Source organism: Halobacillus sp. A1, assembly GCF_024189295.1.
Classification (GTDB): Bacteria; Bacillota; Bacilli; order Bacillales; family Halobacillaceae; genus Halobacillus_A.
Window position 1 is genome coordinate 54,518 of record NZ_JAIZEN010000003.1, and the last position, 12,968, is coordinate 67,485.

Genomic DNA, 12,968 nt, shown 5'->3' on the forward strand with positions numbered 1-12,968 from the left:
TTGCATCATTCCCTTCCGTAGTTAATAAAAGATTTGTGGTCCTCTGCAATAACGCATTGTTTCAACTGATCAAGCTGATTTGTAGCCTTGTCTTCAAACAGTTGAGTTCTCGCTTTTCTGCTGTGATTCGCGTATGCCTCTGGTTTTAAAGGAGGACCAATGTGAATATACAAATTTGGTTTTTTATGATGTTCCATCGAGTAATAAATGGATACTTGTACAATAGAAAGCTGCTCGACTTTTTGGGAAATATAAGAAGCGCCACTATAGAACCCTAATGGGCGTTTCTCCAGGTGCTGCTCTTCACCTTGAGGAAAGATCCAGACAGTTTTATCATGCTGCAATAAGTCTACACTATATCGTAAGGATTCAAGTAGATGTTTGCGGTCATCCGTGTTAATAGAATACACACCGATTTTTCTGAAAAAAGGAAATCGACGAATTCCTTCTTCATGCATCATTCCATAAGCATCAGACCTGATGATTTGTTCGTTCAAGAAGAATATGACCAGCGAATCCCACCAACTTGAATGGTTGACCATAAAGAGAGTACGTTTGTTCATTGGTTTTTTAGTTGAATTCTTTACATAAATGTTATGGAAATGATGTTTTAAAAACTTGCGGTTGAATCTCGTGAACCCCCATAAAATAAAATTGTTTTTATCTGCTTTCAGCATTTCGCAACCCCCAATAGTACAAAGCGTACCACAGCAAAGTAAGGAAAGTGACGAGGAAGGCTGCCCCTGGGACTCCTCCAGTGACTGCCAGTAAGCTGAACATAAATATGATCGCGCCGAACATAAAAGACATACGTTTTTTCCATGGAGAGTGAGCAGTTGATAAGTTGTTTTTAAATACGAAGTGAAGACTATGGAAGAACAAAGCCAATAAAAACCACCCGGTAAAATTGGAAAAGGGAATGTCATAATAGATACCTGGTTCCTGCCATAACCAATACTCCTGTACTTTAAAAGCTACAGGATCTAGAATTAAATCCATTGTTACTGAAATCAGAGCTCCGGAGAGGATGAAAGCTGCAGCTCTTTGCCATCCCTTAATACGTGCTGTTAAACCTCTGGCTATTTCATGAGAACACCCGATGATTAGCAGCCAAGCGAATCCAATGGTAATGGGAGTATTGTATATTTTCAGCCCGAAATTTTCGTTATAAAGATACTCACCGAATAGAAACCCAGTTTCAACTCCGAGGTGCTCTATATAAATACTTATAACGATAATGAGTATGCTGTATAGGAGGCCTTTAATCATTCCATACAATTGGGTGAAGTAAATACCGCCTATCGCTCCTGCTGTTATGAGAAATACACTATTGGCCCATTCCAGCCATGAAGGGAGCCAATCAAAAGTTAGTAAAAAGATACCGCATATGTACCAAAAAATAAAAAAGCGAAATATGATAGTCAGCATTCATGCACCTCTTAAGAAGAATATATTTCTATTGTAAATGATGATGGAAAGTGTTGTATAATGTAAAGCAACAGTTTATATAAAGATACCTCAGTTTTATTCAAATGAAACTAGGTGAATGTGCTATTTGGAAAGTAGGAATGACATGACACCATTTTTAAATGTCTTAAAAGAGGACGACCTCCTGCTTCTTAAAGAACTGGGAAGCTGTATGAGTGATTGTCTCTTTATCATGAAAGTTGAAGGCTCACAATTGATTTACGAGTACATGAACGATTCAGGGTATGAATTGGCGCGACTGAATCGTAAAGATTTAGGAAAAAGCCTTTACGAATGCTTACCGGAAAGTGAAGCTGCTTTTTTAACCAACCAATATGAAGAAGTATTGGAACTCCACCATAAGATCTCCTACAAAGACACCGTCGTGTTTCCAGATGTCCAGTATCTTGCAGAAACGACACTGTTTCCACTGAAAAACGCCCAATCCCATATTACATATATCCTTGCTGTTACGAAAAACATTTCCATGTACTCAATGAAATCACCTGAAATGCGCCATTTGAACAGGATTTTTTCATCTTATACTGAAAATACTGAAGAAGCCTTCGCATTATTTGATGTCGATTTGAACTTTTTAAGAATAAACGAATCTTTCTACCGCATCTTTGGATATCAGAAATCCGAGCTCTACGCCCAATCGTGGTTTGTGATAAATCCAAATACACAGGAAGACTTTTTAAAGTTAATAAAAAAACTGAAAACAGGGATGAAATTAAAACGTTTCGAATATCAGATGCAGCGTAAAAACGGGGAATGGATGACCGCTTCAATCGGTTTAACTGCGATTACTGATGAGAACGGGGAATATACGAGAATCGTCATGATTTTAGAAGACATTTCCGAAAAAGTGAATACTAAAAAACAACTGGTAGAATCAGAAAACAGATACCGGTTGATCGCAGATCATTCTCAAGACCTTATTAAAATCATTGATAGGGAGGGAATCGTTCAATACGCCTCCCCATCTCATTCGCATGTACTTGGCTATGAACCCTCAGATTTAGTTGGAAATAAGTATATAGAGCACATATACTCAGAGGATCATAAAGTGATTAAAGAGCATTCCTTATCTTTGTTAACGGACTTACAAGAGCTTCGTTATGAAGTAAGGATGATCAAGAATAATGGAGAGATACTATGGGTAGAAACACGGCTGACACCCGTCAAAAACGAAGAGGGGGGTTATACAAAGATTGTCTCCACTACTCGTGATATTACAAAGAGAAAAAGAGCTGAAGATAAACTGAGACAATTAGCGTATACGGACCATCTGACAGGGCTGACCAACCGAAGAGTCTTTGAAGACTATTTGAGTGATATTCATGCAGGAAGAACTGAAGTTCAAGTAAATAAATTTGCTTTAATCTATTTAGATGGCGATCAGTTCAAGTCTGTGAATGATGAATTCGGCCACAACATTGGTGATGAATTACTCATATACATCGGCGAAAGGCTGAGGCGAGCTGTCCGAAAAGAAGATATAGTTTCACGAGTAGGAGGGGACGAGTTTGCTATTCTTTTACCGAACATTTCTTCACCTAAAGAAGCAGAGTCAGTGGCACGCAGAATCATAGATAGTATCCGCGAATTGTTCTATATTCAAGACCATACTTTTACTTTTACATGCAGTTTAGGGATCAGTATATATCCTGATGACTCAAATGAAATCGAGGACATTCAGAAATTTGCAGACCAGGCTTTATATGAAGCGAAAAAACGGGGGAGGAGCCAGCATATTTTCTATTCATCCCTGCAGTCTGAGAACCAGCATAGCTATTAGCTATGCTGGTTCTTACATCAGGCTGCCTTCTTCTTCACAGATATAAGATTTTTCTGTTTTATAAAAGATTTAACATAGCGGTCAAGTCCTATGCGTCCGGCGTTTGTTCCACCTAATATAATCAAGCTGCCTATTATTAGCATTTCCGGATTTGAACTGATCGTACCGCTAAGTAAGAAAGCCATATTCATTAACATTCCGAAAAATGCACCCGTTTTAGTTAGTAACCCAATGAGCAGTGCCAGCCCTACCAGCAGTTCTCCCCACATCACAAGGAAAGTGAACAGCCCACTGTTTGGAAGAGCGAAAGTCTCTAAAAAAGCACCCCACCATGGTTGAACTATGGCATCTTCGCCTTGAGCCTTCCCGATTGCTCCCTGTAAATAACCACTCGTATCAAAACCACCAGTTATTTTTCCAAGACCTGAGGTAAACCAGGAATAACCTAAATAAATCCGTAACCCGAGTAAGATGATAGCGGCACTTACGTGTTCAGTAAACCATTGTTTGATCATTTTTTTTCCTCCTTATTATGTTCAATGTTTCACAATCTCTTTACATGTATATAATACCTTTAATCATGCATTTTGAATATCGATTGTTCAATGCTTCACAAACTGTTCGAAACTTTTTGTCTGTTTTATGAACAAGTTGAAATAAGGTTATGGTGTGATGCAGTGACTTTCCATAAAGGAACGTGCATGAGGTTTTAAAAAAATGTTATGATAAAATTATTAAAAGCTCAGGCTAACGATTGAAAGTTTTGGTAAAATTAATAAAGATATAAAGGGGGGCGGAATTATGGCGGAAATTATCATGTTTCTTGTATGTCTTGTTGTATTGTTTGCGTTAATCGGGTTTTGCATTTTTGACCGCGGGTAAGCGCTGTCGACATAAATTGATAGTATATATACACAGAAGATAAGAAGTGAGAGCTGTATAAAGCTTTCACTTTTTTTATGCTTATTGACACCTCTTCTTTACCTTTTTCGATTATAAAAGTGAAAGGAGGTGATAAACATGGCAGTAACATCCGACTTGATGAATTCGCAATTGCAACTCGTATTTGAAAACGGCGCTGATGATAAGGGAAACGTGAAGTTTCGCAGAAAGTCCTTCAATAACGTAAAAATGGAGGCGACTAAGGAGCAGCTTTACAATGTGGCTATCGCGTTAGCCGATCTTCAACAAAGCACCCTTTCTACAGTGGAGAGAAATGATAGTTCACTACTAGTAGATCTTTAAAATGAAAACAAATATAGAAAGGAGGCGTTATTATGAAGAAACTGGAGTTAAAGTTCTTGAATGAGGAAGGTAAAATCGTAACCATTTCTGTAGATCACCCAATTGAACCAGTGGTAGAACAAGAAATTGATGACGCAATGGATACAATTATCAACGAAAATTGCTTTTACTCAAGTGGAGGAGATTTAGTGGAGAAGAAAGAAGCCCGAATCGTAGAAAGAAATGTTACAAACATTGAATTATAGAATGCGGCCGCTGAGATAGCGGCCTTTTATTAGCAAGCTCCTCACTACACTATTTATAGGAGGAAGTGATGTTACGTGGAGAATTGGATGACTTTGATAACAGAACTTGGTTTTCCGATTGCGGTGACCTTTTATCTGCTTCACCGCATTGAAGGAAAATTGGATCTGCTCATAGAAACTCTTCACCAACTCCCGAATAAGGTGCATTAAAAGAGCGCTTTAACCTTTTTAAGGTTAAAGCGCATTTTAATTGGTCAGACTAATTTCATTAAAAGGATATATTATAAGTTCTGTACGACCAATGATCTCATCTTCGCTGACAAACCCTAACCCATTTCTACTATCTTTACTAATAGATCTGTTATCACCCATTACGAAATATCTTTCTTCAGGAACTTTGATCGGGCCAAAATCACGGGTGCCTGAAAGAGACTGATGGTCAAGATAATTTTGGTCTTGTACTTGGTCGTTGATATAAAGCTGGTTACTTCTGAATTCGATTGTGTCCCCAGGTTTTCCGATCACTCTTTTGACATAATTCTTTGCGGGCTTTTCAATAATGACGATGTCCCCATGAGTCGGTTCATCTAAGTAGTAAATGATTTTATTGAACATCACTCTTTCTCCACTTTCAAGGGTAGGATCCATACTAGCCCCTTCGACGATTGAGGTGGCAAAGAAAAAAGTTCTTAGTATAAAAGCGAGTGCAATGGCTATAGCTATCGCTTTTATCCATTCCATCCATTCATTTTTAGTTTCTTCGGACAATCTTAATCTTCCTCTCTAGCTGAGCCGTGTTAATCACTATACTCTATTTCATTTTACCACAGCATTTAAAAATACATGGATGGAAATGGTCAATGTCATAAAAATTTAATGATTCAATAACTCAAAGTGGATCAAGCTGTCTAAGTAACTGTTAAATATCTCTCCATCCTATCCATTCCCTTTTCCAAAGTTTGTTGACTATAAGCATAAGAAAGTCGCATATACCCTTCACCATATTCTGAGAAAGCACTACCCGGCACCAGGGCAACTCCAGCTTTTTCGACTAATTCTATAGCAGTATCAAACGTTGAGTTCTTACTTTCAGGAAATTTGACAAACATATAAAAAGCACCGTCAGGCTGAGCATACTCTAACCCCATTTTATCCAGTCTGCCCTTTACATATTCACGTCTGTTTTTATATTCTTTTTTCATAACGGCAGGGTCTTGAGTGCCATTTTCGAGAGCTTCCAGAGCTGCATATTGACTGACTGAGGATGCGCAGGAAACGTTATATTGGTGAACTTTGAGGATGTGCTTGGACAGCCAATCAGGAGCAAGAAGATAACCTAACCTGAAGCCAGTCATAGAAAACGATTTTGATACTCCATTCACAACGATGACCTGGTCTCTCATCCCTGGCATAGAAGCGATTGAAGTGTGGACTTGTTCATAAACGAGTTCACTGTAAATTTCATCAGATATCATAAAGATTTTATTTTCTTGAATGACTTCTGAGATTTCTCTTAGTTCCTGTTCGGACAAAGTTACTCCGGTAGGGTTTGATGGATAAGGAGTAATAACGCATTTAGTTTTTTCTGTTATGGCTTCTTTTAAATTTTCAGCTGTCAGCTTGAAATTCGATTGTTTAGTGTCCACATATTTTACAGTTGCACCAGCCAGCTTGACCAAAGGTTCATATCCAGGATAAATAGGGCCGGGTAGAATGACCTCATCCCCAGGTTCAATGATGGTGCGGAGTGTGATATCAATAGCTTGAGATGCTCCTACAGTCACAATCACTTCCTTCATCGGATCGTAGTCCAATTGATAGCGGTCTTTGGTGTATCGAGTGATTGCTTTCCTCAATTCAACGATACCTGCATTATGTGTATATGTAGTTTTGTCATCTTTAATCGCTTGAACAGCCGCTTCTTTAACGTGATCAGGTGTAGGAAAGTCAGGCTGGCCGATCGTCAGCGATACTACATCTTCATATTCTTCAATTAAATTAAAGAACTTCCGGATACCGGAAATTTCAATAGTGGATAAATTTTTATTTATTTCTGGCTTCATACAAAGAACCTCCATTTACAAGATGTTAACAAAATGTTCAAACAATTTTGATTTATCACTTATTTTTTCTGATACAATGAAAACGTATTAACTAGAGAGAAAGGAGTTTGATCATGAGACCAAACCGAATCTCATTTGAAGAGCTCGTAGATCAGAATAAAAAGCAGTTACTAGCTGATCAACAGGCATTAGACAAGATTGATGCCCAGGTTGATGAAAAAATGCTGAAAAATACGGATAAAAACAAAACGTTAAACTGATCATATCATACAGAAAAGGCAACCGCATTCGTGGTTGCTTTCTTTGTGGTTATGCTAAAAAATGGAATAGTAAGGAGGTGTGTCTTTTGAAAAATATTGGATTGGTATTAGAAGGCGGTGGCATGATGGGCAGCTATACTGCGGGCGTATTAGGTTTTTATTAGATGAAAACATTCATTTCCAATATGTAGTGGGAACATCTGCCGGTGCGTGAAATGGCAGTTCCTATGTAACAAGGCAAAGGGGATGGAATTAGACAGTCATGGTTGAATATGGTGATTACTCTGAATACATATCTAATAAAAAAATATTAACTCACAAACAATTATTCGGGATGGGTTTCATCTTTGATACATTGCCTAACCGACTTGTACCTGAGAGCCGCAAGTTCGCTTCCATTGATTGCTCCGAGCATACGCTACTTAGGTAAAGATTTAATGGATGGCGGAATTCCAAATCCCATCCCTCTTCAGCGATCCATAAATGAAGGGAATAAAAAACATGTAATCGTACTGCCCCGAAATGAGTATGTTAAACCTTCTATGAAATGGAATTGGATTTTTTGAAGAAAATTTAAGGATTATCCCTGGTTCACCCACGCTCTTAAATTTCGTCATTTTGTTTATAATGAAACACTTAAAGTGATTCGAGAATTGGAAAGAACAGACCAGGCATTCGTTTTTCGGCCGATAAGCAAGCTTCATGTCAGTAGAATTGAAAGAAACAGAGAGAAACTTCACAATCTCTATCAAAAAGGATATGAAGATTCACAACTAAAACGTGAAGAGCTGCTAAGGTTTCTAAGCAGCTGAAGGGAGCGTTCACGCATTGAGCGATCAAACGATTAGCAGTGAAATATACTATTCGCTTAAAGATCATCAGAACGAAGACCAAAAGAATCCGATGCAGAAATATATGAAAAACCAGTTCTGTTTTTTTGGAATCAAAACTCCAGAAAGGAATAAAATTTTCAAGGAGGTGTATAACCGTTACCCCAAGCTGACTTATGAAGAAATTGTAGAAGCTGCCTATCTGCTTTTTGAAAAAGATGAAAGGGAGTGTCAGTACGCTGCACTGTCTCTTCTAAGTAAAGCTTCCTTATCCCCTCCTGTTTCAAGTATTGCGGTATACAAAGATTTATTGTCTATAAAACCATGGTGGGACACAGTTGATATGATTTCTTCAAATCTTTGTGGAGATTATTTTCTGTATCATCGTGAAAATCTATGGCCAATCATCGAGAAATGGTCATTTTCTGAGAATATGTGGGTCAGAAGAGCATCTATCATTTCGCAACTACGTTTTAAACAACGAACTGATTATGAATTGCTTTTTCAAACGATAGATCAGTTGAAAGAAGAGAAAGAATTTTTTATTGAAAAAGCAATAGGTTGGGCTTTAAGGGAATACAGTAAAACAAATCCCAAGCTCGTAATTAACTTTATTCAAACTCAAAATTTAAGCTCCTTAAGTAAGAGAGAAGCTTTGAAATGGCTTAAGAATCAAGGAAGTTCAATAACCGTATAAAATGGAAGATGATTGTCTAGAATGAGGAAAAGTGACCAAAGGGGCGTGCTCTTATGATTAGTTTTTCCATTTTAGATTCTATTTTCCAATGGTTTGACAATGATTTATTACAGATATTCGGAATTGAAGCATGGCATGTTCTCTTTGGACTTGTTTTTTTACTTGTTATGAGCAGTATGTGGGTGATAAAGCCAGTTCTTGAGTGGGGGATCAGTAGAAATTGGATCACTTTCATGAGCTATGTATGCAGTTTACTCGTAGTTTTTTTGTTTCTTCAATTAGTTGATCGATATGCTATAGATGTAGATGGATCGCTGCTGCCTTCATATTTTTGGTCGATCAGTCTGCTTGCTATGAGTGCATTTGGAACTTTACTAGTTCTTGGCAGAAGCTTATCCAAACTTGCCAAAAAGTTTATGAAAAAATCTAAGAAAGCTGCTTAGTGCAGATTAAAATCAGACACAATGAGGGGGTAAATCAATAATTTGATCTAACAGGCTTAAAAAAAGGTAGAGGTTCACTTACTATACTTAAGTGAACCTCTACCTTTTTTGCTGATATTTAAATATTGAATGGCATATTATTAAGAAAGAATTAACTTTTAAATACCCGGACCAAACCGTGGAGGCTGTCCCAATAGTTTTAGAAGATTACCATAATTCTACTACTGTTTTATAAAGTTATATCTCAATTAAGGAGTCTTTGGTCAGTCTTTTTTTATAAAAGCTAAGCATAATTTCCTCTTTCACAAGTACTAAGAATGTGTAAATTATGGTAGAGTCTATATTGAGACTCACCTTGCAAAGGAGAAGGAATTATACATATGATTAAAAACGAAGGCATTTTACTTGAAAGTGGCACTAACGAACTAGAAGTTGTGGAATTTAGTGTTGGGGACAATCGATTTGGCATCAATGTCATTAAAGTTAAGGAAATTCTAAATCCAGCCCCAGTGACTCAGATCCCTCATTCTCACTCATCTGTTGAAGGGATTATAGAAATCAGAGGGGATGTAGTACCTGTAGTGGATATGGCCAGCGCTTTAGGTTTTGCCCCATCCGATCACCCTCATCAAGATAAATTCATACTTGCTGAATTCAATCAGACTAAAATCGTATTCCATGTTCATACTGTCACTCAAATACACAGAATATCCTGGGAAGACATTGAAAAGCCAGGAAGGATGTACCATGGGCTGGAAAAGCAAATTACCGGTATTATCAAAAAAGATGATGAAATGCTGCTTTTATTGGACTTTGAGAAAGTTGTAGCGGATATTACACCAGAAACGAGTATCCACAAAGAGCAAATGAAAGTTCTTGAGAAGAGGGAGCGGTCACATAAAAAAATATTGATTGCTGAGGATTCTGCATTATTAAGAGGTCTCTTACAAGAAACACTGAAAGAAGCGGGATACGTACATACCTTTCTATTTGAAAATGGAAAAGAAGCGTATGCCCATTTACTGAAGCAAGTAGAAAACGGAAAAAATATTTTAGATGAATATCAGCTTATTATTACGGATATTGAAATGCCGAGAATGGACGGCCACCATTTTACTAAACTGATCAAACAGCATGAAGAGCTGCAAGTATTGCCTGTAGTGATATTTTCTTCTCTGATTACAGCTGACCTCAAGCATAAAGGGGAGAAAGTCGGGGCAGATGCCCAGATATCAAAACCTGAAATTGTAGGGTTAATACGCACGATCGATAATGTTATTCAATAGGATATTAAATGGAATTACGTAGAAGCTTCAGGGTAGTATCTGAGGGAAATAACTTAATTGTTTATAATGTAAACTCCTTTCAATGTTCTGCAAAAGCAAGTTGTTTCTAAAGCAGCACTTACTCTTTTGTAATTTTCGTACATGGTTTGATATTCAAAATAACCTTTGCAAATATCTTTTAAGTAAAAAAGGCCTTGTTAAAGGCCTTTTTTATTCCTGATCTTTTCCCATTCTTTTAAATAAGTTATCGTGCCATTGGTACACTTGTTTCGAGATAACCTCAGGGCTGTTTCCATCTGGATGGGACTCTACAATCTTTTCTTTCTCTTGAGCTGTGAGGTGTTCATAGGAAGACCTCATTTCAGTAGTATATTCCATGTAACGCTTAAGATGATATAGAAAATCATCCATTGGATTCATAGTCATTTAATCAACCTCCTATACCTCTACTAACCTTTTTCCAATAATATGAAACATTTGAATAAATAAAAACAGCCAGTAAATCTGACTGCTTCACCTGCGTTTATGACGTTGGTTCCAAGGGGTGATGTTCTGTTGTCCTAACATAGTTGGAGACGTTTGATAAGAAGTAGGGGAAGGTGAGTGGTTCTTAGCATTCCAACCTAAGTAACTGTATAGAATTTTCTTTGCTCTGGAAAGGGAAAGTTTAGGTTTAGGGTTTCTGTAAGCTTGATCAATGTTACCTAAGTGTTCCAGCTGATCAAAATCTTTTTTCTCAGCGGGTACATGAAAATAATACCCGCCCACCTCAATAAGGAGAGTGGAATGTTGTTTACTGTATTTAGGGCGTTCTGAAAAATGTAAGCCGATTTTTTTTGCTTTATTTTCTTTCAGCAATTTTGAAATCGCTTCTTTTTTTATATCGTATAAATGTTTAGGCTGAGGTGCAGTTTTTGCGTGTCGATTTACAATGAATAATGATTCGGCAAGCTCTCGGTTAGAAAGTTGTACTCTATCCATAAATGTCCTCCTTTCTTGAATTATCTTCCATTTTAGTTGAGAATGTAAAATTTAGCAAAAAAAAGCTATTGAACTTTTTTTATATCTTCTACGATATTTTCCATTTCTCCTGCTTCCGTACCATTATACCGCTTAATTACATTTCCACTTGGATCAACTAAGAAGAAGCTGGTACCATGGGAGACTTGGTCTGTATTATCTAACTGGCTAAGGGGAGATTGGAACGATTTTATCGACAATTCTTTGACTTCTTGAAAAGAATATCCTGTGAGAAAGTGCCAGCTGTTTAAATCGGCATTGAACTGCTGAGCAAATTTTGTTAGCTTTTTCTGGCTATCATATTCAGGGTCTACTGAAAAGGAAACTAATTGGTTATCTAAAGACTCTTCCTTCAATTGCTGCTGTAACCTTGACATGTTGCTCGTCATTGGGGGACAAACTGTATCACATCTAGTGAAGATGAAATTAGCTACCCAGTATTGCCCTTCTAGATCATGCGGGAGCTTTATAGTGGAGCCATTTTGGTTATCCCCTTCGAATTCTTCGACACTTCGAGACATATTCTCATCGATAGGAGAACCGCAAGCAGTTAATAGTAGTATCAAAATGATTGAGTTAAAAAGTTTCATGGTAATCCCCCGTAGGCCTGGATATTTCTATTTTATCACTCATTTGCTTAAATAGAGCAGACTGTCCAAGACTGTCACACAAATGTTAAGTCTTTGATATTAAAGTAAATACCGAATATTCAGGTTTGCATAGAAACCTGTATGGCATTCGGGTTGTACCGATTCCACGGCTGATGTAAAGCGTCAAACGCTCGCTTATGCTATGTTTGCCATCTACGTACTTGTCGGCGTAAGGGGGAGTGACCATCGAGCCTAATAGAGGAATACGTATTTGTCCCCCATGGCTGTGGCCGGACAGCTGAATGTCTACAGGGTAATTTTTCACTGAGTCGGCTATATCTGGCTCATGCACTAATAAGATCGTATAGGCGTCAGCATCTAAGTCCCCGAGGGTACCTTCAAGATTTGGTGAACCTAGAATCACGTCGTCCAATCCAGCCAGATTAATTGTTCTGCCCTCACGCTCTATTTGCTTCACTTCATTTTTTAATAACGTAAACCCGCCCTTAGACATTACTGATTCTAGTTTTTCCGTGCCATAGCCCCCATGATCGTGGTTTCCATAAATCCAGTATTTACCGAGAGGAGCTTTCAATTGATTAAGTAAGGTGGGGATATCTGCACTGAAATCAAAACGCTGGGGTTCATCTATTAAGTCTCCGGTGAATAATATTACATCAGGTTTTTCGTTATTTATTTCTTGAATAAGCTTACGGAATTGGTCCAGAGAATAATGGAACCCTAAATGAATATCAGAAAATTGCACAATTTTTATTCGATGAAATGATGATGGTATTGCAGAATGCTCGAGCAGGTGAGACTGTTTCGTAAGCATAGCTGGTTCAATATAACGTGCATAGTAATATCCGCCGCCTGTTAAGCCAAGTACTCCTAGCCCGCCCGCCATCATTTTCTTTAAGAAACTTCTCCTTGTCAAAAGCACAGAGTTTCCCTCCATTTCTATATTTCGCAATTATACCACTTTTATATTTTATGAAATATAAAAATAAATTTTTAAAAA

17 protein-coding genes and 1 pseudogene are annotated in these 12,968 nt (G+C 37.7%); 9 read left to right on the plus strand and 9 right to left on the minus strand.

From position 1 onward, the window contains the following. Positions 1-5 precede the first annotated feature (5 nt). Positions 6-677: a lysophospholipid acyltransferase family protein gene (locus LF817_RS04640; RefSeq protein WP_253934610.1), complete on the minus strand. Its 672-nt coding sequence runs from the start codon at positions 675-677 to the stop codon at positions 6-8. Continuing rightward, positions 661-1,428, minus strand: a complete 768-nt coding sequence (locus tag LF817_RS04645; protein ID WP_253934611.1) for a carotenoid biosynthesis protein — start codon at positions 1,426-1,428, stop codon at positions 661-663. The genes LF817_RS04640 and LF817_RS04645 overlap by 17 nt, the downstream gene beginning before the upstream one ends. Positions 1,429-1,573: 145 nt before the next feature. Between LF817_RS04645 and LF817_RS04650 the strand changes: the two genes are divergently transcribed. Next, the gene (locus LF817_RS04650) at positions 1,574-3,268 is read left to right on the plus strand and encodes a sensor domain-containing protein (RefSeq protein WP_253934612.1); all 1,695 of its coding nucleotides are present in this window, start codon (positions 1,574-1,576) and stop codon (positions 3,266-3,268) included. Positions 3,269-3,285: 17 nt separating this feature from the next. Here LF817_RS04650 and LF817_RS04655 read toward each other — a convergent pair whose 3' ends face one another. Beyond that, a complete protein-coding gene (locus tag LF817_RS04655; protein ID WP_253934613.1) occupies positions 3,286-3,783 on the minus strand; it encodes a DoxX family protein in 498 nt (165 codons plus the stop codon). Between the two features lie 505 nt (positions 3,784-4,288). On the opposite strand from LF817_RS04655, the gene LF817_RS04660 reads away from it, so the two are divergent. The 3 genes from LF817_RS04660 (at position 4,289) to LF817_RS04670 (ending at position 4,968) form a co-directional block, all read left to right on the plus strand. Further along, the gene (locus LF817_RS04660; RefSeq protein ID WP_253934614.1) at positions 4,289-4,513 is read left to right on the plus strand and encodes a DUF1659 domain-containing protein; all 225 of its coding nucleotides are present in this window, start codon (positions 4,289-4,291) and stop codon (positions 4,511-4,513) included. Positions 4,514-4,545: 32 nt separating this feature from the next. Then, the gene (locus LF817_RS04665) at positions 4,546-4,758 is read left to right on the plus strand and encodes a DUF2922 domain-containing protein (protein WP_253934615.1); all 213 of its coding nucleotides are present in this window, start codon (positions 4,546-4,548) and stop codon (positions 4,756-4,758) included. Between the two features lie 87 nt (positions 4,759-4,845). Next, entirely contained in the window at positions 4,846-4,968 is a 123-nt protein-coding gene (locus tag LF817_RS04670) for a YvrJ family protein (protein WP_256558196.1), read from the plus strand. Positions 4,969-5,004: 36 nt separating this feature from the next. Here LF817_RS04670 and lepB read toward each other — a convergent pair whose 3' ends face one another. Both lepB and LF817_RS04680 read right to left on the minus strand, forming a co-directional pair. Next, positions 5,005-5,526: a signal peptidase I gene (gene lepB, locus LF817_RS04675; protein WP_253934617.1), complete on the minus strand. Its 522-nt coding sequence runs from the start codon at positions 5,524-5,526 to the stop codon at positions 5,005-5,007. A gap of 140 nt (positions 5,527-5,666) precedes the next feature. Then, complete coding sequence (locus LF817_RS04680; protein ID WP_253934618.1) at positions 5,667-6,821, minus strand: aminotransferase A; 1,155 nt, start codon at positions 6,819-6,821, stop codon at positions 5,667-5,669. A gap of 113 nt (positions 6,822-6,934) precedes the next feature. Between LF817_RS04680 and LF817_RS04685 the strand changes: the two genes are divergently transcribed. The 5 genes and pseudogenes from LF817_RS04685 to LF817_RS04700 all read left to right on the plus strand — a co-directional run bounded on the left by LF817_RS04685 (position 6,935) and on the right by LF817_RS04700 (position 10,337). Then, the gene (locus LF817_RS04685; protein WP_253934619.1) at positions 6,935-7,081 is read left to right on the plus strand and encodes an FbpB family small basic protein; all 147 of its coding nucleotides are present in this window, start codon (positions 6,935-6,937) and stop codon (positions 7,079-7,081) included. 593 nt (positions 7,082-7,674) lie between these two features. After that, a pseudogene (locus LF817_RS20370) lies at positions 7,675-7,893 on the plus strand (DUF6363 domain-containing protein); the annotation flags it as partial. Positions 7,894-7,909: 16 nt separating this feature from the next. Further along, positions 7,910-8,608 (plus strand): DNA alkylation repair protein, encoded by a 699-nt coding sequence (locus tag LF817_RS04690; RefSeq protein WP_256558191.1) that lies wholly within the window; start codon positions 7,910-7,912, stop codon positions 8,606-8,608. A 53-nt stretch (positions 8,609-8,661) separates the two neighbouring features. Further along, complete coding sequence (locus tag LF817_RS04695; protein ID WP_253934621.1) at positions 8,662-9,051, plus strand: hypothetical protein; 390 nt, start codon at positions 8,662-8,664, stop codon at positions 9,049-9,051. A 380-nt stretch (positions 9,052-9,431) separates the two neighbouring features. After that, positions 9,432-10,337: a chemotaxis protein gene (locus LF817_RS04700; protein WP_253934622.1), complete on the plus strand. Its 906-nt coding sequence runs from the start codon at positions 9,432-9,434 to the stop codon at positions 10,335-10,337. Positions 10,338-10,547: 210 nt separating this feature from the next. Here the strand turns inward: LF817_RS04700 and LF817_RS04705 are convergent, their stop codons facing one another. From LF817_RS04705 to LF817_RS04720, 4 genes are all read right to left on the minus strand, one after another. Then, entirely contained in the window at positions 10,548-10,763 is a 216-nt protein-coding gene (locus LF817_RS04705; RefSeq protein ID WP_253934623.1) for a hypothetical protein, read from the minus strand. Between the two features lie 87 nt (positions 10,764-10,850). After that, the gene (locus LF817_RS04710) at positions 10,851-11,318 is read right to left on the minus strand and encodes a YkyB family protein (RefSeq protein ID WP_253934624.1); all 468 of its coding nucleotides are present in this window, start codon (positions 11,316-11,318) and stop codon (positions 10,851-10,853) included. A gap of 65 nt (positions 11,319-11,383) precedes the next feature. Continuing rightward, positions 11,384-11,947 (minus strand): SCO family protein, encoded by a 564-nt coding sequence (locus LF817_RS04715; protein ID WP_253934625.1) that lies wholly within the window; start codon positions 11,945-11,947, stop codon positions 11,384-11,386. Between the two features lie 85 nt (positions 11,948-12,032). Next, the gene (locus LF817_RS04720) at positions 12,033-12,890 is read right to left on the minus strand and encodes a metallophosphoesterase (RefSeq protein ID WP_371924998.1); all 858 of its coding nucleotides are present in this window, start codon (positions 12,888-12,890) and stop codon (positions 12,033-12,035) included. Positions 12,891-12,968 lie beyond the last annotated feature (78 nt).